Raw genomic sequence first — 18,020 nt, 5'->3', positions numbered from 1 at the left:
AAACCGGCCTCGGCAACCGCTCTCTCACCAGCCGGACTGCATGTGCATCGGCATCAGCATTTGTTGCCTCGTCCACAGCGGATCCCTCGGTTGTCCACAGCAATCGCTCGTTTTCCACACCGGTTGTCCACAGGAAGTACGGAGGGTGCCGAGGCTCGCACGCACAGGCACCGTTGCCCTGGGCACCGGACCGGTCACAGGTCGTCGAGGCGGGCCCTGACCCGGTGGTGGTCGGTGAGGGAGCCGGCCAGCGTGTAGCCGAGGGAGCGGTACGCCTCGAAGTCCCATTCGTCGTAGAACTGGTCGCCGGTGGTACGGCGCGGGAAGTCGGCGTGCTCGACGGCGTACTGCTCCAGGTCCCAGTCCAGCGGCCCGGCGAGGACCGCCTTGACGAAGAAGATCTCGGTCTTGTACGGCTTCTCCTCGCCGTCCTCGAGCGGATGCGTGGCGATGCCGTACGCCCACGGGCGGTCGGCGCGCGCCTTGGCGCCGCGGACCATCGGCGACGGGTCGATGTCGATCTCGATGCCGTGGTCCATCCGGGCGGTGGCGATCGCCTCGGCGAGGGCGGTGAACCGGTCCTCGGCGTCGTTCGACGCGTCGATCGCGATCACCTGCGCGGGCTTGCGGCGCAGCGCCTCGACCAGGCCGAGGTTGTCGTAGTGCCCGCCGTCGGTCACGTAGATGCGGCGCTCGTACATCGACGGCGACCCGACCGCCTCGTGCAGCAGCCGGTACGGGCCGGGCTTGTCGATCACGCTGCCGACGTACCGCCGGACCTTGGCGACGACGCCGTGCCGGTCCGGGAACGACGCCTCGGCGTGGTTGTTCCAGTACGGGTTCGGCAACCACACGCCGAGCCGCGCGTTCAGGACGGCGAGCAGCAGGCGGACCGGCCGCGTCCTGGCGTTCACCCGGCCGGTGAGCGGGCTGAACGCGGCGCCACTGATCGCCATCGCCGCCGGCACCGTGACCTCGCGTTTGAGGACGTCGGCCTCGCGCTCGTAGTCGGCCGTCGCGCGGCGGCCGCCGTCCGGCAGCGACCGGTCCCCGACGATGCCGATCTGCTCGGCGTCGAACACGAACGGCACGCAGTCGCGCTGCGTCGGCACGAAGTCCGGGTCGCCGACGTTCGCGACCCCGGCGATGACGAGTTGCGGCCCGCCGTCCAGCGGCTTCGCCCAGTCCGAGTACCGCAGCCGCAGGTGGTAGTCGAGGGCGACCGCGGCGCCGTTGTCCTGCCGCTTCACCAGGAACGCGCGCGACAGCCGCTCGCGGTAGAACGAGTGCAGCGAGGTCCGGTTCGCGTCGGTGAGCACCTTGATCGCCAGCGCAATCACGACCAGCACGAGCGCGACGTCCCAGTCCTGCTGGTACGCCGGATCGGTCGCGTAGCCGCCGGTCCAGCGCAGCAGCACGACGACGGCCGCGAGCACGATGATCGCGCTCCCTGCCCATGGAGCGAGCTTGGTCCGCGCGAACACCAGCAGCCGCGCGCGCAGTCCGGTCGCCGCCTTGCCCTCGACGGTCAGCCCGTTCCAGACCGACTTGCCCAGCCCGATCAGGACGACCACCAGTGCACCGAACGACGCAACACCCTGTCTTGTTGGGTCCACCAACGCCAGCAGGCCCGACGGCAGGCTCGGCTGATCGGCGGAGTCACCGGGGATCTTCCCCAACAGGTACAGGCCTCCCGGCACGCCGAGGAGCAGCACCGCGACCGGTACGCCGTACCGCAGCGTCACGTTGCCGATGGTGGTGAGGATCGTCCGCACGACGTCCGGCATCCGCGCCCAGCGGTCCCAGACCTTCTCGATCAGGAACATCAGCGCGCTCACCGCGAGCAGGAACACCGACATACCGACGAAGAACCAGGAATCGTCCGGCCGCCAGTCGACCTCGGGGCCGGGCGTGATCACGCCCTGGTCGGCGAGGAACCAGCCGAGCACCCACGCGATCGCGCGCAGCGTGATGCCGATCAGCAGCAGGTTCACCACCAGGCCGAACAGCACCGACAGCGCGGCACGGAACATCGCCCGGCCGCCCGACAGGAGGTAGCGCGTCTGCCGGCGCAGACGCGCGAGCTCGGGCGAACCCGGCGAGAACGGGTCGGTGCAGGTACGCCGCAGTACGTGGAACGCTGCCGCCATGTAGCCGCCGCCGCTGACGCCGATCACGGTCGACGCCTTGTCGTAGAAGCCGCGCTCGGACAGCAACTGCAACGCGCCGAGACAGAACGACGCGGAGCGGATCCCGCCGCCGGAGCAGGTGATGACGAGCCGGCCGTCGTCCTTGCCGTCGCGCTGCGGGCGCCGGAACGTCGCGGGCGGCGCCAGCTCCACGCCGTACCACCTCCGCTGGCCGAAGCGGCTCGTCGCGATCAGGCAGACCGCGAGGATCAGGACGCCGGCCACGAACACAGCCCGCATCACCCAGGTGAACCATCCGGTCGACAGGCCGGCGCAGGGGCCCGACCCGAAGTCGTCCCACAGCACCACGTTCTCGGCGATGTCGAGGACGGCGGCGGCGAGGACGGTCCAGGAGCCGACGGCCGCGATCGCCTTCCAGGACTGGCGATTCAGGTACCTGACCTACTTGTACGCCCGGTACGCCGCGTACACGCTCGCCAGGAAGAACGCCGAGTCGACGAGGATCGAGAGCCGGCCGGGAACCTCACAGCCGGCCGCCGCACCGGCCGCCTCGCCGGCCGCGGCGCGCATCGGCAGCTGCACGATCGCCAGCACGACGGCGAGCTGGAGCGTCTTGGTGAAGGTCCGTCGGCGACCGACCTGCTCGATCGTGGCGTCGCCCTTGGTGCCGTCCGATTCCCCGAGCATCGCCCAATCATGCCGGGCTCGGGGTCTAAGCGACCTGCAGGTGCGCCTGGCTGAGGCGGGACGGGACCGTGCCGGCGGCGATGCGCTGGTCGAGGGCGGCGAGTTCGGTGCAGGCGAGGGCGATCGCCTCGGCCTGCGTCCGGCAGTCGGCGTACCAGAAGGGATCGTCCGGCTGCCGGTCGTCGGCGTCGTCGATGTCGGCGTACCAGCGATCGCACCGGTAGTGCACGACCCGCACCTTGAGCTTCATGTGCGGTACGACGCCATACCGCGTCCCGGGGTTCCGGAAGGCCACCTCTCGACGTGCGTCGAATGGCAGCGGACCGTTCGGTCCTCGTGCGAACCGTTTACAACGATGGTAAAGAGACGGTACAACCGAAGGCGAGACCGGTCCGCCCCCCAGGTTTCGAGAGGTGAGTCATGAGATTCGTCCGTGCCGCCGTGATCGCCGTCCTGCTCATCGGTGTCCTCGCGCCGACCGCACCAGCAGCCGAGCTCCAGGAGAACGCGGTGACTTCCCAGACGTTTCGGAATCCGGTGAATCCGTCCGCGGATCCGTCGCTGATGTTCCACAACGGCCGGTACTACGTCGCGACCACCCGCGGCGACCGGATCGGGATCTGGTCGTCGACCAGCCTGGCGACGCTGCTCGTACAGCCTGAGCAGGTGGTGTGGCGCGACTCCGACCCCAGCCGCAACACGCAGATGTGGGCGCCCGCGTTCCGGCACGTCGGCAACCGCTGGTACATCTACTACACGGCCTCCGACGGCGTGGACGCGAACCACCGGATGTACGTGCTCGAGTCCGCCGGCGACGACCCGCTCGGTCCGTACAGCTTCAAGGCGAAGATCGCGGATTTCGGTGAGTACGCGATCGACGGCGAGCCGATCACGGTCAACGGGCAGCAGTACTTCGTGTGGACCGGCCCGGGCCGCGGCCAGGGCGGACCGGCGCAGCTGTACATCGTCCGGATGAGCAACCCGTGGACCGCGACCGGCGGCCGGGTCGCGATCCCGGCGGACGGCGGGTGCACCGAGGTGCGGGAGGGACCGACCCCGCTGTACGGCGCGACGCGCACCTTCCTGACCTACTCGACCTGCGACACCGGAAAGCCGGACTACCAGCTGTGGATGAAGAGCATCGCGAACGGCGCCGACCCGATGGTCGCCGCGAACTGGGTGCAGCACCCAGGCCCGGTGTTCTCCCGCAACGACGAGACCGGTGTGTGGGGTCCCGGGCACCACTCGTTCTTCAAGTCACCGGACGGGACCGAGGACTGGATCGCGTACCACGGCAAGAACACCAGCACCTACACGTACTCGTACCGCACGACGCGCGTCCAGAAGATCACCTGGAACGCCGACGGCACGCCGAACCTCGGCCGGCCGCTCGCCGCGGGCGCGACCCAGAACCTGCCGTCCGGCGACCCAGGTTCGGCGAATTACTGGATCAACGACACCGACGCGGCCGTCAGCTACACCGGCGCGTGGAACTCCGGATCCGGGTGTGGCAACCAGTGCTTCTGGGGCAACGACCACTGGAGCTGGGCGCCGAACGCGACGGCCACGATCCAGTTCACCGGCACCCGCGTTGCCCTGCTGAGCGTCGCGGACACCGGCAACGGCATCGCCGCCATCTCGGTCGACGGCGGCCCCGAGCAGCGCATCGACTACTACAGCTCGATCCGCGTCGGCGAGCAGCTGATGTACATCAGCCCGACTTTGCCGTCCGGCCCGCACACCCTGAAGGTGCGCGTGACCGGCGACAAGAATCCGTCCTCGACGAGCGCGGTCATCAGCCTGGACCGCATCGAGGTCTACTGACACGCTTGGCCCGGTGAACCGTGAAGACCTCCAGCAACTGATCGCGTCCGGCGAGCGGGTCAAGTACCTGTACTTCTGGGGCCACCAGCCGCAGCGCGACGGCAGCATCGGACCGGGCTGCCTGAGCCAGTGGTGGCCGTCGGAGTTCACCGTCGACGGTGTCACTTATGCGAGCGCCGAGCATTACATGATGGCCGCGAAGGCGAGGCTGTTCGGGGATGTCGCGGCGGTGGACCGGATCCTGGCGGCGCGGACGCCGGCCGAGGCGAAGAACCTCGGGCGTGAAGTACGCGGGTTCGACGACGATGCGTGGGCGGCGGCGCGGTTCGGGATCGTCGTCGACGGCAGTACGGCGAAGTTCGGGCAGGACCCGGCACTGCGTTCGTACCTGGTCGGCAGCGGTCAGCGGGTGCTGGTGGAAGCCAGTCCGCTGGACCGGGTGTGGGGCATCGGGCTGGCCGCCGACGACCCGCGAGCGGCGGACCCCGCCGGGTGGCGGGGTCTCAACCTGCTCGGGTTCGCGTTGATGGAGGCGCGGGCCGCGCTCAGTGGAACGTCTTGACGACCGTGCGGCCGTTGACGAGGAGGAGGTGGCCGTCGTCTCGGAGTTGCAGGACGTTGCCGGCGCGGCGGGACTCGTACCACCAGGTGATGTCGCCATCTTTGTTGACCGCGTAGAACGTGCCGTTCGGGCCGACCCAGGCGCGCGACTCCGGCGCGCCCTTGTCGCCGATGCTCCACAGGACGGTGGTGCCGTTCTTCAGCAGCCTCAGATTGCCGGTGGTCGTGAACTTGAGCGTGTAGACCCGGTTGACGGAGTACATGATCACCTCGCGTCCGGCCGGGTCCGGCGCGCGCAGGTTGCTCTGCGGCATCAGCGTGCCGACCACCATGTGCCGGTTCCAGTTCGCCTTGCCACGGGTGTTGTAGATCGCCAAGTTCCCGGTGTCCGGCAGCACCAGCTTGGCGCCGACGCTCTTGATGCTCATCCACCAGACCTTCGTCCGGCCGTAGATCACCTGCAGCGTCCCGTCGGTCCCCATCACCAGCACGGAACCGGGGCGCCAGGTCCCCGACGTCCACAGCGGCAGTGAGACTCCGCGCTGGAACAGTTTCGCGTCTCCGGACGAGTGCATGATGAGCGTGAAGACTCCGCTGCGCGAGCGAATGTACTGCCCGGGCAGCAATTTCTGTCCCGGCAGCAGCGTGTCCGAGACCGCCAACGTCTTCGCCTCGGCCGGTGTGCTGCCCACCAGCACGGCCCCGCCCAACAGTGCCCCGACGGCCAGCATCCCCGCCACGAGTCGACGTACCATCCCCGCCCCCTTGCGTTTGTGAGTGCTCAGTGTCCTGGCTGAGGAGGTCAACCCTTCAGCCCGGAGGCGAATCCGCGGATCACGTAGCGCTGCAGGACAAGGAAGAGCAACAGGATCGGGAGCGCCGCGAGTACCAGTCCGGCGGCGACCAGGCCGTAGTCGGACGTGTATTCGTTGACGAAAGCGAACACCCGGACCGGGACCGTCTCCCGGCCGGACCCGCCGAGGTACAGCAGCGGGGTGAAGAAGTCGTTCCAGATGTGGACGGCGTTGAGGATGAGGACGGTGCCCGTGATTGGCCGCAGCAGCGGGAAGATCACGTGCGCGAACGCCTGCAGGTGCGACGCGCCGTCGATCAGCGCCGCGTTCGTGTAGTCGGCCGGCAACGAGCGGATGAACCCGGTGTAGAGGAACACCGTGAACGGCAGCTGGATCCCTGTGTAGAACAGGATCATTCCCTGGTACGTGCCGAGCAGCCCCAGGTCGTTGACGAGCTGGTAGAGCGGGATCATCCCGAGCTGGAACGGCAGGATGATGCCGACCAGGAACAGGATGTAGAGCGTGTAGCTCAGGCGCGTCGCCGTACGGGCCAGGAAGTACGCCGCCAGCGAGCCGAGCACGATGAGGACGAGCACACTGCTCACCGTGATCAGCGTGCTGTTCAGCAGCGCGGAGCCGAGGGACGCCGACTGCCACGCCTCGCCGAAGCTCCCGACCGTCGGCGGATCCGGCAACGACAGCGGCTTGTTGGCGATCTGGCCGGGATCCTTGAAGGCCAGCGTCACCAGGGCGTACACGGGGAACAAGAAGGCGACGGCAGCCGCCACCATGACAACTTCCAGGACGAACGTGCGGGGCTTGTACTTCATGCCGTCGTCTCCCTCGAGCGCAGGTACCCGATCTGGATGAAGGACACCGCCGCGACGAAGATCGCCAGCACCAGGGCGACCGCGGTGCTGTAGCCGAACTTCCCGAAGACGAAGGCCTGCTTGTACAGGACCGTCGACAGCGTGTCGGTCGCGTACCCCGGGCCGCCGTTGGTCATCGCGATGATCTGGGTGAACAGCGTCAGGCCGCCGACCGTGGACAGCATCAGGTTGATCGTCACGGCCGGTGCGAGCAGCGGCCAGGTGATGTGCCGGAACCGGGCAACGGTGCCCGCACCGTCGACCATCGCGGACTCGTGCAGCTCGGCCGGCACCCCTTCCAGGCCGGCCAGGAAGATCACCATCGAGTACCCGGCGCACTGCCAGATCACGGTGAACGCGACCGACCACAAGGCGATCGACGGATTGCCCAGCCAGTCCTGCCGCAGACCGCCGAGACCGATCGCACCGAGCGCCGCGTTCAACCCGGCGTCCGGCGCCGGGTTGTACACGTACTTCCACAGGAACGACACCATCACCGGGCTGACCACGACGGGCGCGAAGAAGATCACCCGCAGCACCATCCGGCTCTTGATGCCGGTATGGACGCCGAGCGCGAGCAGCAGCCCGATCCCGTTCTGGACGACGACGATCGCGACCGTGAGCAGCAAGGTGTTGCGCAACGCGCCGAGCGCCTGGTCGTCGTGGAACAACTGCTGGAAGTTGTCCAGCCCGACGAACGACCGCTGCGCCCCCACCCCGGACCAATCCGTGAACGCGGACCCGGCCCCGGAAAACGCCGGATACAGGACCACGAGCGCATACACCAGCAACGCCGGCACCGCGAACAACCACGGAGGCCCGAGCCGCCCACCGCGCCGCCACGGAGTCCTGACTGCGTCCCGGCGTACCGCCTGAGCTGTGACCGTCACGCGCTCTTCCGATACGCCTCGTCCATCTTCTTCAGGGCGGCGGGGACCGTGGTCTTGCCGCCGAGGAGTTCCTGGACGACGGCGAAGTGGGTCGGTTGTACTTCGGCGTTCGGCCAGCGCTGGTCCATGAACGGGACCGCCTTGTTGTCCTTCAGGTACGGCAGGAACGGCTTCAGCACCGGGTCGACCTTCGCGTCGCCCTCGGAGTAGAGCGGGACGCAGGCGACGGCCTCGGCCCACGCGTTGACGACGTCCGGCTGACCGCAGTACTCGACGAACTTCTTGGCCTGCTCGGCGTGCTTGCTCTTCACGTTGATCCCGATGCCGACCACGACGCCGCCGGGGATCCAGTTGTCGGCGGCCACGTCGGTGGCCGGGAACGGGAACATGCCGAGGTCGTCCGGGGTCGGCGACGCCTGCCGGAAGGCCTGCAGCACCGCCGACACCTGCACCGCCATCGCGGCCTTGCCGGTGCCGACCATCGAGGTGGCCTGCTCGTACGTCGTCCCGTTCGGGTTGTCGTTGAAGAAGCCCTTCTTCTGCAGCTCGAGGTACTTGTCCATCGCGTCCGCCCAGCCGGAGTCGACGAAGGACGCGTTGCCGGCGATCATCTTGTCGTCGAAGTCCGGGGTCTTCGCGTACACCGTCCCCGGGACGAGCGCGTAGTCGATGAGCTGCGTGACCCATGGGGTCTGGGCGCCGAGCGCGATCGGCACGATGCCCTTCTTCTTCAGCTTGTCGCAGGCCGACAGCAGTTCCGACCAGGTCGTCGGCACCTCGACGCCGGCGGTCGCGAACGCCTTCTTGTTGTAGATCGCGCCGAGCACGCTGGTGCCGGGCGAGAAGATGAACGTCTTGCCGTCGTTCTGGAACGCGCCCTTGAAACCTGTCGGGATCTTCTGCGTCCAGGACTGGCTGCTGAGATCGGTCAGCAGGTTCGCCTTGCTGAGCTGCGCCATCGACATCGCGCTGCCGTTGCCGGGGTAGACGGCGTGCAGGTCGGGCGCGTTGCCGGCCGCGAGCTGCGCGCGGAGCGCGGTCTGCAGCTGGTCGGCCGGGGAGAACGACAGGTTGAAGTCGAAGCCGGAGTTCGCCTTCTTGAAGTCGTCCAGGGCCTTGCGCAGGCCGGCCTCCTGGCTGCCCGCGCCGATCACCTTGAGGGTGCCGCCGGACGCGGAGCTGCCGTTGCCGCCACCGCAGGCCGACAGGGCGCCGGCCAGCGTCGCACCGCCGGCGAGTTGCAGGAGCCGCCGGCGACTGACGGACCGATCGAATGCCATGGGTTCCTCCTGAGCGCCGAAGTACCGGCCAAGAATGTGAAGTAACCGAAAAATCGTGTTACTTTTGTCACGCGGGACGCTACGTACGGCCCGGGAGGGTGTCAAGACCTCGTTGAAAGGATTCAGTCGGGATCGGTGTGAAAAGGCCTCCACCGGCGTTTTGGGCGGGTGCCTGCCTCGCCTGAGAAGATGGGCGACGTGTCCGTGACCGCCTCCCCGTATCCGGCGCGTACGACGTCGTTCGTACCGCCGGCGCCGACCTGTGGCCGGGTGCGGGCGTGAGACGAGTCCTCCTGGCCGGCCTGCTGTTGCTGGCCCTGGCGCTCGGCGCCGGCGGTGGCTACTACGCGGGCGACTACCTCGACGCCCCGGAGCCGACGGCGTCCGGCACCGCCGCGCCGCTCGGCGACATCTCCCCGTCCCCCACTCCGTCACCCACCGAGCCCTCGCTCCCGGTGAAGACACCGATGCCGAACAACGAGGAGCCCCTCGAGACCGGGCTGAACTACGACGAACGCACGTTCTCGGTGACCGCGAAGGACGGGCAGTCCGTCAGGCTCTCGCTCGAGATACCGCAGGGCTGGCGGCTGACCAGGGATCCGAAGCACACCGACCAGGTCAGGTATGTGGAGAAGGTCGAGCAACGCGGCGTGCGGGTCCAGGCGGACGAGCCGGCCGAGGAAACCCCCGAGGCCGAGATGTCGCAGCTCATCGTCGACCTCAAGAAGAGTCAGCCGCCGGAGAACGACGTCCGTATCCTCAACCACACGACGGAGGTGGTCACCGGCGACGACGGTGAACCCCGTTCGGTCGCGACGCTGGTCTACAGCTACATCCCGGGCAAGACGCTCTGGTACGTGATGGTCCGTTGGATCGCCGTGAACGGTGACAAAACCAACGTGGAGATGAGCGTCACCGGTCTTCCGCAGGACGCCGACGCCCTGCACGAGATCCTGGAGAAGGCCACCACGTCGGTCGGCGAGGTCGGCTGACCCCTTTTCACGGAATCGTTACGCAGCTGGTGCAACCTCTCCGGGGGCTCAGGTGTCTTCTGTTAGTAGGTCTGGGGAGGTGAGGACGTGGCGAGAACGGTGACCCGGCGGGCGATGCTCGGCGCCGGCCTGCTGACGCTGGCGGGGGTCGGCGGCGCGGGCGGGTACGGCGTCGGCCTGTTCCTCACCCAGGAACCCAGCCTCGCCGGCACCGCGGCCCCGCTCGCGGTCGGCGCCGTACCGAGCTCGAGTTCGTCGACACCGACGCCGACGCCCACCGGCCCGCCGCGCAAGGTCACGTACGACGACTCGCCGGCGCTGCAGGCCGACGACCTGCGGTACGCGACCCGGAACTTCACGGTCACCGACATGTTCCGGTCCCGGATCTCGGTGCGGGTGCCGTCGGACTGGGTGTACACGAAGCAGACTCCGCCGAAGAGTGGGCGGTTCACCGACCGGACCAAGAAGCGCTGGATCCGGGTCGAGGCCGGCTTCACGATCACCCGGCCGCCCGCGGACTCCCTCGCCGCCCGGCTGAAGCAGCTCGCGGCGATCTCGAAGGACCAGATGGTGACGGTCCTGTCGCAGGAGGTGGAAGCGAACTTCGCCACGCTCGCCTACACCTACGTGCCGGACGAGGAGCTCTCCCCGGAGGGCATCCTGCGGTACGTCATCGTGCGATGGGTTGCCGATGACAGCGGCAACTGTGCCGTCGAGATGAGTTCGACCGGGCTCCCGCAGGACAAGGACGCGCTGCTGGACGTGCTGGACCACGCGGCGGACAGCGTCGAGCGGCGCGACAGCCCGCTCGGGTGAGTCAGAGCAGTCCGGCCAGCGCTTCTCGGCCGGGCTCAGTCAGGTCGACGGCTCGTTGGCCCTGGCGACGGCGGAGCCAGCCGCGGGCGAGGAAGGCTTCAGTGACAGCAGAGCCCAGCTGACCTGCCAGGTGGTGGCGTTGTTCGCTCCAGTCGACGCAGAAACGCAGGAGCGGGCGGCGGGTCGGCTGAGCTCTGAGGTCGACGCCTAGGTCGGCGAAGACCTCAGCAGCCTTTGGCCCTAGGGCGTAGGGACCGTCGGGCAGTTGCTGGGCCAGAGGGTCGTCCGGTCGGCGCTCGGCCCCCTTACCGCCGTCGGTACGTCGGAGGGCGTCTCGGCGTACCAGCCCTTCCAGAAGGGCTACGCCGAGGCGGCCGGCCAGGTGGTCGTAGCAGGTGCGTGCTTCGCGCAGGGCTGCGGCACGGCTGCTCTGGCGGAGCGACGTGATGGGCTGGGGCTTGGCAATACGTGCCAGGGCTTCAACAGCCGCGGCGACCTCCGGACCGGCCAACTTGTAGTACCTGTGCCGTCCGGACCGCTCGACCGTGACCAGACCGCCGTCCAGCAGCTTGTGCAGATGGGCACTCACGGTCTGCGGTGAAACACCGGCCTCGGAAGCAAGCAGCGAGGCCGGCAGCGCGCGGCCGTCCGCGAGCGCCATCAGTACCTTCGCCCGCGCTGGTTCCGCCATCAGCCCGGCGGCGCGGGCCACATCGGCGTCTCCGTCCATACCTCCCATGCTCACACCGGCACACTTCGACACAACCCGAAGTGTTCCGGTGGAACCGTGGAAGGCATGCTTCTGGCCTTGCTGTGCGTAGGAATCTTCCTGGTCCAGCTCGACGTCACCGTGGTCAACGTGGCGCTGCCGACGATCCGGACCGATCTCCAGACCGGTGTAGCGGGACAGCAGTGGGTCGTGAGCGGCTACATGATCGTGCTGGCTGCACTGCTGCTCGTCTGTGGCGCTTGGGGTGACCGAATCGGCCACCGACGTACCGTGCTGGCTGGGCTGGCCGTCTTCGGCGGGGCCTCGCTGGCCTGCGGTGCGGCACCCAACATCGAGCTCCTGGTCGCAGCACGAGCGCTCCAGGGCGTCGGCGCCGCCCTACTGCTGCCGAGCACGCTGGCCGTCATCTCCGATCAGTACGCCGACCGGGCCGCAAAGGCGCGGGCTGTCGGGATCTGGGCGGGCGCGGGCGCATTGGCGCTCGTCGCCGGCCCGCTGTGCGGCGGCGTACTGGTAGGCGGGCTGGGGTGGCGCGCGGTGTTCCTGATCAACCTGCCGATCATCACGATCGCGCTGCCCGTGGCCTGGAGGATCGTGCCGCGGCAGCAGACGGCCCGGCCGGAGACCAGACGCCGGCTGCGGATCGGCGTGGACTTCGTCGGCGCCAACGTGGTGGCCGGCCTGATGAATCTGGTCGGTCTGGGCACGCTGCTCGCCTTGACGCTCTACCTGCAGGAGTTCCTGCAGCACGACGCTCTGCGCGCCGGACTGGAGCTGCTCCCGGTTCTGCTGCCGCTGGCGGTGCTGGGGCCGGTGTCGGGTCGAATCACCGGTCGCTTTGGTCCGCGGCTCCCGATGTCGTTCGGCCTGGCGCTGGGAGCGATCGGGTCGTTCTGCCTACTCGCCGTAGGTCCCGGCAGCGGCTACACGGCGGTCCTGCCGGTTGAGCTGTGTCTGGGCATCGGCATGGGCTTCCTGACGGCGGCTGTTGTCAACGCAGCGGTCGCTGCACTACCGCCGGAGCGCGCCGGTCTGGCCGGCGGCGTCAACAACACAGCACGGCAAGGCGTTGGTGCGCTGGGCATAGCGCTTTACAGCACTGTCCTTGGCCACTCCGCCGCGTTCACAAGTGGGCTGCATGTCCTGGGCTGGCTGGGCGGCACGTTCTGGCTACTGGGCCTGGGAATCACTTGGCTCACAGTGGAGTAGACCCGAGGGCCGGCCCGGCGCGATTCCGAGCGACCACTACGGCCTAGCTGCCGACCTCGAGGAACGGTAGTAGCCACGCGAGGGTCTCGTCCGGAGCCTCTTCAGGGAGGAAGTGGCCGGCGTCGACAGGTCCGCCGGTCACGTCGTCCGCCCAGTCGCGCCAGATGTCGAGCGGGTCGCCGTACCAACGGCCCACCGCGCCCTCCTGCTCCCACAGGACCAGCGTCGGGCACCTGATGCGACGAACGCCTCGGGCGCTCCGCCGATCAGGGTCTCCGCGATGGGAGCCGTCATGAACGACCAGACCCAGTACGCGAGCGCGAAGTCCTTGTCGGCGCGGTCGAAGGCGTCTCCGGTCGGTACGACGTCCAGTACGCCGAGCTTGGTGACGACCTCGGGGTGGTCGAGCGCCGTCCGGTACGCGCAGCGGGCGCCGCGGTCGTGGCCGACGAGCGCGAAGTCGCCGTACCCCAACTCTTTCATCGCCTCGACCTGGTGCCTGCCGAGCTCGCGCATCGACTGGTCACCGGAGGAGGTGCTGTCCCCGAAACCGCTGAGGTCGGTGGCGACCACCGTGAACTCGCGGGCCAGGATCGGCGCGACCCGGTGCCACATGACGTGTGTCTCCGGGAAGCCGTGCAGCAGCAGGAGCGGCGGACCGGCACCACCCCGGCGTCCGTGGATCGTTGCTCCGGACACCGGTACGTCGAACTCGTCGAACTCGTGGAAGCCTTCGATCACACGACAGGACGTACCCAGATCCTTGACGTGTCAGTCGACCGGCCAGATGGTGCGGAAGATCTGGGAGCGCAGGCGGTAGAACCTGCGGCGGGCGGACTGCAGCAGTGCCGGCGACGGCCGGAGCCGCTCGGTCGGAAAACGCATGGAGACTTCCTAGGGGGTGTACTGCACCGAATCGGCGATCTCGGTGGCCCGGTACGGCTCCGATCCAGGCACGACGACCTGGACCAGGAGCGAGCCGCCGTCCCCGTGATCGACGACTCGTTGGAGCAGCACGATATCCGCACCGAAGCAATCGCCGGAAACCCGGTCCGTGACCGTCTTCCCACCGACCGTGTGCGGGACGGCAGTGCCGGCGTTGCCGCACTGCTTGCCTTCAGGGACCGCCAGCTTCACGTTCGACACCCCGATGAAGACGCCGGGCGTCCTCCCGGACCAGTCGGCGTCCTGACTCACCCGGAAGGCCGGAGTGCCGCCGGTGCCGCCCGGCGCCGTCCAGACCGACCGGGCCATCGACCGGGCCCAGGTCTCCGGCAGCCGAACCGAGAACTGGTCCTGCGAGACGACGACCATCTTGCGGCCCGAGAGGTACCAGTGTCCCGCGTACCCGGCGCCGCCGCCGAGCAGCAGTGCAAGCACCGCGGCGACCACCCACCGGCCACGCCGGCGTCTCCGGGGGGCCGAAGCGACACCGACGGCGGCAGTCTCGGCCTCCGCGGCGCTGTCCGCCGGGCCGGTGCCCGTCTGCACGGTCTCCGCCCGGGCGCCCTCCGCTGCCACGGAACTCGCCGCCGCGACGGTCTCCGCGTCGGCTGTCTCCGATGGGTCGGCGGTCTCCGACGGGTCGGCGGGCTTCACGATCGTCGGCTGGTTCTCGTCGCTGAGCGCAGTCTTCGCGTCCAGGTCGTCCGACGCGATCGTCACCGTCTCGCGGGTCGCCAGCGGGAAGTCGCGGGTGGTCTCGTCGAGCGCGCCGACGAGCTGCTTGGTGAACGTCTGGACGTCCGGCCAGCGCTTCTCCCGGTCCGGGTCGAGCGCGCGGACGATCGCCGCGTCGACCTGTCCCGGCAGCTCGAACCCGAGCGAGCTCGGCGGCGGCGCCACCTTCACCCGGCTGGCGGCGCCCAGCCCGTCGACCTGGTGCGGAGACCGCCCGGTGAGGGCGGCGTACGCGACCGCGCCCAGCGAGTACTGGTCGGCGCGCTGGTCCAGCCGCTCCCCCAGCGCCTGCTCAGGGGCGACGTACGACGGGGTGCCGCCGGGCATCGTGATCCGGGACACCTCGTCGAGGGACTTGCCGAGGCCGAGGTCGGACAGCACCGCCCGCTCGCCGTCGTCGGTGCTGCGGAACAGGACGTTCGCCGGTTTCACGTCGCGGTGCAGCAGGCCGCGCCGGTGCAGCGCCTGCAGGCCGCGGCCGACCTGGACGACCACGTCGACGGCGTCGGCCAGCGGGAGGGGCTCCTTCTTCAGCCGGTCGGCCAGGGTGCCGCGGTCGGCGTACGTGAGCACCAGGAACGGCCGGCCGTCCTCGAGCTCGCCGACGTCGTGGACCTGGACGACGTGCTCGGACTCGACGCGGCGCAGGAACCGGCCCTCCTCGAGGAACCGCCGCCGGACCGAATCGTCGTGCCCCCAGTTGTCGGCGAGCACCTTGATCGCCACCTCGGCGTCCAGCTGCTCGTCGTGAGCCAGCCACACCGTCGCGAAACCACCCGAGCCAAGGCGTCGGCGCACGACGTAGCGACCGAGTCTGGTTGGGACCCCCATACAGGGCATTATGGGTCATTGGAGTGTCCCTACCGGGGCCGATCGAGAAGCAAAGGCGCAGATGAGCGAGAGCACCAGTCCGACCGACGACCTTGCCACCCTCGCGGAGCAGGCCCAGGCGGGCGACAAGAACGCGATGGACGACCTGCTGCGGCAGGTGTATCCGCGCGTCCTGCGGATCTGCCGCTCCGTCCTGCCGTACTCCGCGGACGCGGAGGACGCCGCCCAGGAGGCGCTGCTGAACATCGCGACCAAGATCGGCACGTACTCCGGCCGCAGCAGCTTCTCGACCTGGGTCCACTCGGTCGCGGCGAACTCCGCCCGCTCGACGTACCGCAAGCTGAAGCGCACCGCCCAGGCCGCGCACAACCCCGAGACCATGGAGAAGCCGGACCCGCGCACCACGAGCGTGATCGCCGGCACCCGCCTGGACCTCCTGGAGGCGCTGGAGACCCTCGAGCGCGACCGACCGCAGATGGTGACCCCACTGGTACTGCGTGACGTCTACGGCCTGTCGTACGAGGAGATCGCCGCCGAGGTCGGCGCCCCGCTCGGCACCGTCAAGTCCCGCATCCACGACGCCCGCGAGGTCGTCCGCCCCCTCCTGCGCCCCAAGGACTGAAATCGGGGCCTCCCTTTCGGCGGGCTGGTGTGCTCAGATGGGGAACATGAAGAAGCTCATCAACGACCCTGCTGATGTCGTGAGTGAGGCGCTGCGCGGAATGGCGGCAGCGCACCCGGACCGCCTGCGGGTGGACCTCGAGAACCGGATCGTCTACCGCAAGGACGCGCCGAGATCCGGCAAAGTCGGGCTGATCTCCGGCGGCGGGTCGGGGCACGAGCCGATGCACGGCGGCTTCGTCGGGCTCGGGATGCTGGACGCGGCCTGCGCCGGCGAGGTGTTCACGTCCCCGGTCCCGGACCAGATGATGGCCGCGACCAAGGCGGTCGACGCCGGCGCCGGCGTGTTGCACATCGTGAAGAACTACACCGGCGACGTGATGAACTTCGAGATGGCCGCCGAACTGGCCGCCGCCGACGCCGGCACCGAGGTGCTGTCGGTGGTCACCAACGACGACGTCGCCGTCCAGGACAGCCTGTACACGGCCGGCCGGCGCGGCGTCGGTGTGACCGTGCTGCTGGAGAAGATCGTCGGCGCGGCCGCCGAGGAAGGCCGCCCGCTGCAGGACGTCGCGGACCTCGCCAAGCGCGTCAACGACAACGGCCGCAGCATGGGGATGGCGTTGACGTCGTGCACCGTCCCGGCCGCCGGCAAGCCCACGTTCGACCTGGCCGAGAACGAGATGGAAGTCGGCATCGGCATCCACGGCGAGCCCGGCCGGCAGCGGCTGCCGCTGGCTCCGGCCCGCGAGATCGCCGAACTGCTGGTCGACCCGGTCGTCTCCGACCTGCCCTACCAGCAGGGCGATTCGGTGATCGCGTTCATGAACGGCATGGGCGGCACGCCACTGATCGAGCTGTACCTGATGTACAACGAGGTCGCCCAGCTCCTCGACCGGGCCGGCATCACCGTCGCCCGCTCCCTCGTCGGCAACTACATCACCTCCCTGGAGATGGCCGGCTGCTCGGTGACGCTCCTGAAGGCGGACGACGAACTGGTACGTCTCTGGGACGCCCCGGTGAACACCCCCGGCCTACGCTGGGGCGCGTGAGCATGGGAGTCGATTCCTTCGTCAACTGGCTGCGTGACAGTGCGGGGGTGCTGCACGAGAACGCGGCGTATTTGACCGAGCTGGACGCCGCGATCGGGGACGCCGATCACGGGATCAACATGGATCGTGGGTTCACGGCGATCGGCGAGTTGCTGGACGGTACGGAGTTCGGGTCGGCGGACGAGGTGCTGAAGAAGGCCGGGATGACGCTGGTCAGCAAGGTCGGCGGGGCGAGCGGGCCGTTGTACGGGACGTTCTTCCTGCGGTTCGGGACCGCGCTGGCCGGTGCCGACCTGACGCCGGAGACGATCGGCAAGGCGCTGCACGCCGGGGTCGAGGGGGTGCTCGCGCGCGGCAAGCCGGAGCTCGGCGACAAGACCATGTACGACGCCTGGGCGCCGGCGCTGGAGGCGTACGACGGCGCGGTCGCGGGCGGAGCGGATCTCGGTACGGCGCTGACCGCGGCGGCCGAGGCGGCCGCGAAGGGGCGGGACGCGACGATCCCGCTGGTCGCGCGGAAGGGCCGCGCGAGCTACCTGGGCGAACGCAGCGCCGGTCATCAGGACCCCGGCGCGACCAGTACGACGCTGATCTTGGAGTCCGCGGCCCGCACGCTGTCATGATCGGGATCGTGGTGGTGTCGCACAGCCGTGCGCTGGCCGACGCGGCGGTCGGGCTCGCCGCGGAGATGGTTGCCGAGGACAAGCGTCCGGTGATCGCGGTGGCGGCGGGGCTGGATGCGACGACGTTCGGGACCGACGCGATGGCGGTGTCCGAGGCGATCGGCGCCGCCGACAGCGCGGACGGCATCCTCGTGCTGCTCGATCTGGGCAGCGCGGTGCTGAGCGCGGAGATGGCGCTGGAGTTCGTCGATCCGGAGGTGGCCGCGCGGGTGCGGCTGACGAGCGCTCCGCTGGTCGAGGGCCTGGTCGCCGCGGTGGTCACGGCGTCGACCGGTGCCTCGCTCGACGCTGTCGCGGCCGAAGCGGCGCGCGGTCTGGCGGGCAAACAGGACCACCTCGGCGATGCCCAGG

18 protein-coding genes and 1 pseudogene are annotated in these 18,020 nt (G+C 69.1%); 9 read left to right on the top strand and 10 right to left on the bottom strand.

Going from position 1 to position 18,020, the window contains the following annotated elements:
• Positions 1–194 precede the first annotated feature (194 nt).
• The 3 genes from ACWEOO_RS22475 to ACWEOO_RS22465 form a co-directional block, all read right to left on the bottom strand.
• The gene (locus ACWEOO_RS22475; protein WP_452144649.1) at positions 195–2,498 is read right to left on the bottom strand and encodes a hypothetical protein; all 2,304 of its coding nucleotides are present in this window, start codon (positions 2,496–2,498) and stop codon (positions 195–197) included.
• Positions 2,499–2,591: 93 nt separating this feature from the next.
• On the bottom strand, positions 2,592–2,837 hold the full coding sequence (locus ACWEOO_RS22470) for a hypothetical protein (RefSeq protein ID WP_452144648.1): 246 nt from the start codon (positions 2,835–2,837) through the stop codon (positions 2,592–2,594).
• A gap of 25 nt (positions 2,838–2,862) precedes the next feature.
• Positions 2,863–3,087: a hypothetical protein gene (locus ACWEOO_RS22465; protein ID WP_452144647.1), complete on the bottom strand. Its 225-nt coding sequence runs from the start codon at positions 3,085–3,087 to the stop codon at positions 2,863–2,865.
• Between the two features lie 170 nt (positions 3,088–3,257).
• Between ACWEOO_RS22465 and ACWEOO_RS22460 the strand changes: the two genes are divergently transcribed.
• Together ACWEOO_RS22460 and ACWEOO_RS22455 are read left to right on the top strand one after the other, a co-directional pair.
• A complete protein-coding gene (locus tag ACWEOO_RS22460; RefSeq protein WP_452144646.1) occupies positions 3,258–4,661 on the top strand; it encodes a glycoside hydrolase family 43 protein in 1,404 nt (467 codons plus the stop codon).
• Between the two features lie 13 nt (positions 4,662–4,674).
• A complete protein-coding gene (locus ACWEOO_RS22455) occupies positions 4,675–5,223 on the top strand; it encodes an NADAR family protein (RefSeq protein ID WP_452144645.1) in 549 nt (182 codons plus the stop codon).
• Here ACWEOO_RS22455 and ACWEOO_RS22450 read toward each other — a convergent pair.
• From ACWEOO_RS22450 to ACWEOO_RS22435, 4 genes are read right to left on the bottom strand one after another with little or no spacing between them, the layout of a single operon-like run.
• The gene (locus tag ACWEOO_RS22450; protein ID WP_452144644.1) at positions 5,207–5,977 is read right to left on the bottom strand and encodes a hypothetical protein; all 771 of its coding nucleotides are present in this window, start codon (positions 5,975–5,977) and stop codon (positions 5,207–5,209) included. The two genes, ACWEOO_RS22455 and ACWEOO_RS22450, sit on opposite strands and share 17 nt — an antisense overlap.
• Before the next feature lie 47 nt (positions 5,978–6,024).
• The gene (locus ACWEOO_RS22445; protein ID WP_359931373.1) at positions 6,025–6,846 is read right to left on the bottom strand and encodes a carbohydrate ABC transporter permease; all 822 of its coding nucleotides are present in this window, start codon (positions 6,844–6,846) and stop codon (positions 6,025–6,027) included.
• Positions 6,843–7,775: a carbohydrate ABC transporter permease gene (locus ACWEOO_RS22440; protein WP_452144643.1), complete on the bottom strand. Its 933-nt coding sequence runs from the start codon at positions 7,773–7,775 to the stop codon at positions 6,843–6,845. The genes ACWEOO_RS22445 and ACWEOO_RS22440 overlap by 4 nt, the downstream gene beginning before the upstream one ends.
• Entirely contained in the window at positions 7,772–9,055 is a 1,284-nt protein-coding gene (locus ACWEOO_RS22435; RefSeq protein ID WP_452144642.1) for an ABC transporter substrate-binding protein, read from the bottom strand. The genes ACWEOO_RS22440 and ACWEOO_RS22435 overlap by 4 nt, the downstream gene beginning before the upstream one ends.
• Positions 9,056–9,333: 278 nt before the next feature.
• Between ACWEOO_RS22435 and ACWEOO_RS22430 the strand changes: the two genes are divergently transcribed.
• The gene (locus tag ACWEOO_RS22430; protein WP_452144641.1) at positions 9,334–10,047 is read left to right on the top strand and encodes a hypothetical protein; all 714 of its coding nucleotides are present in this window, start codon (positions 9,334–9,336) and stop codon (positions 10,045–10,047) included.
• An 87-nt stretch (positions 10,048–10,134) separates the two neighbouring features.
• Complete coding sequence (locus tag ACWEOO_RS22425) at positions 10,135–10,863, top strand: hypothetical protein (RefSeq protein ID WP_359931361.1); 729 nt, start codon at positions 10,135–10,137, stop codon at positions 10,861–10,863.
• A 1-nt stretch (position 10,864) separates the two neighbouring features.
• Here ACWEOO_RS22425 and ACWEOO_RS22420 read toward each other — a convergent pair whose 3' ends face one another.
• The gene (locus ACWEOO_RS22420; protein ID WP_452144640.1) at positions 10,865–11,593 is read right to left on the bottom strand and encodes a metalloregulator ArsR/SmtB family transcription factor; all 729 of its coding nucleotides are present in this window, start codon (positions 11,591–11,593) and stop codon (positions 10,865–10,867) included.
• Between the two features lie 66 nt (positions 11,594–11,659).
• Between ACWEOO_RS22420 and ACWEOO_RS22415 the strand changes: the two genes are divergently transcribed.
• A complete protein-coding gene (locus ACWEOO_RS22415) occupies positions 11,660–12,802 on the top strand; it encodes an MFS transporter (protein ID WP_452144639.1) in 1,143 nt (380 codons plus the stop codon).
• A gap of 138 nt (positions 12,803–12,940) precedes the next feature.
• On the opposite strand, the gene ACWEOO_RS22410 is transcribed toward ACWEOO_RS22415, so the two are convergent.
• Both ACWEOO_RS22410 and ACWEOO_RS22405 read right to left on the bottom strand, forming a co-directional pair.
• Positions 12,941–13,543, bottom strand: coding sequence for an alpha/beta fold hydrolase (locus ACWEOO_RS22410; protein WP_452144638.1), 603 nt, complete (start codon positions 13,541–13,543; stop codon positions 12,941–12,943).
• 153 nt (positions 13,544–13,696) lie between these two features.
• A complete protein-coding gene (locus tag ACWEOO_RS22405; protein ID WP_452144637.1) occupies positions 13,697–15,313 on the bottom strand; it encodes a serine/threonine-protein kinase in 1,617 nt (538 codons plus the stop codon).
• A 61-nt stretch (positions 15,314–15,374) separates the two neighbouring features.
• Between ACWEOO_RS22405 and ACWEOO_RS22400 the strand changes: the two genes are divergently transcribed.
• The 4 genes and pseudogenes from ACWEOO_RS22400 to dhaM all read left to right on the top strand — a co-directional run.
• Positions 15,375–15,935: an RNA polymerase sigma factor gene (locus ACWEOO_RS22400; protein WP_359931347.1), complete on the top strand. Its 561-nt coding sequence runs from the start codon at positions 15,375–15,377 to the stop codon at positions 15,933–15,935.
• 46 nt (positions 15,936–15,981) lie between these two features.
• Positions 15,982–16,986, top strand: a complete 1,005-nt coding sequence (gene dhaK / locus ACWEOO_RS22395; RefSeq protein WP_452144636.1) for a dihydroxyacetone kinase subunit DhaK — start codon at positions 15,982–15,984, stop codon at positions 16,984–16,986.
• Between the two features lie 2 nt (positions 16,987–16,988).
• The gene (dhaL, locus tag ACWEOO_RS22390) at positions 16,989–17,609 is read left to right on the top strand and encodes a dihydroxyacetone kinase subunit DhaL (RefSeq protein ID WP_359932126.1); all 621 of its coding nucleotides are present in this window, start codon (positions 16,989–16,991) and stop codon (positions 17,607–17,609) included.
• A pseudogene (gene dhaM / locus ACWEOO_RS22385) lies at positions 17,606–18,016 on the top strand (dihydroxyacetone kinase phosphoryl donor subunit DhaM); the annotation flags it as partial. The gene dhaL and the pseudogene dhaM, both read left to right, overlap by 4 nt.
• Positions 18,017–18,020: the final 4 nt, after the last annotated feature.

Source organism: Kribbella sp. NPDC004138 (genome assembly GCF_053603655.1).
The sequence above is the reverse complement of the archived record's forward strand: the minus strand, read 5'-3'. Positions and strand labels throughout refer to the sequence as shown.

Bases quoted from the DNA above. Each gene is read 5' to 3' on its own strand.
- ACWEOO_RS22470 (WP_452144648.1), bottom strand. From the start codon at position 2,837: ATGCTCGGGGAATCGGACGGCACCAAGGGCGACGCCACGATCGAGCAG.
- ACWEOO_RS22465 (WP_452144647.1), bottom strand. From the start codon at position 3,087: ATGAAGCTCAAGGTGCGGGTCGTGCACTACCGGTGCGATCGCTGGTAC.
- dhaL (WP_359932126.1), top strand. From the start codon at position 16,989: ATGGGAGTCGATTCCTTCGTCAACTGGCTGCGTGACAGTGCGGGGGTG.
- ACWEOO_RS22405 (WP_452144637.1), bottom strand. From the start codon at position 15,313: ATGGGGGTCCCAACCAGACTCGGTCGCTACGTCGTGCGCCGACGCCTT.
- ACWEOO_RS22460 (WP_452144646.1), top strand. From the start codon at position 3,258: ATGAGATTCGTCCGTGCCGCCGTGATCGCCGTCCTGCTCATCGGTGTC.
- ACWEOO_RS22435 (WP_452144642.1), bottom strand. From the start codon at position 9,055: ATGGCATTCGATCGGTCCGTCAGTCGCCGGCGGCTCCTGCAACTCGCC.
- ACWEOO_RS22415 (WP_452144639.1), top strand. From the start codon at position 11,660: ATGCTTCTGGCCTTGCTGTGCGTAGGAATCTTCCTGGTCCAGCTCGAC.
- ACWEOO_RS22445 (WP_359931373.1), bottom strand. From the start codon at position 6,846: ATGAAGTACAAGCCCCGCACGTTCGTCCTGGAAGTTGTCATGGTGGCG.
- dhaK (WP_452144636.1), top strand. From the start codon at position 15,982: ATGAAGAAGCTCATCAACGACCCTGCTGATGTCGTGAGTGAGGCGCTG.
- ACWEOO_RS22420 (WP_452144640.1), bottom strand. From the start codon at position 11,593: ATGGACGGAGACGCCGATGTGGCCCGCGCCGCCGGGCTGATGGCGGAA.
- ACWEOO_RS22450 (WP_452144644.1), bottom strand. From the start codon at position 5,977: ATGGTACGTCGACTCGTGGCGGGGATGCTGGCCGTCGGGGCACTGTTG.
- ACWEOO_RS22400 (WP_359931347.1), top strand. From the start codon at position 15,375: ATGAGCGAGAGCACCAGTCCGACCGACGACCTTGCCACCCTCGCGGAG.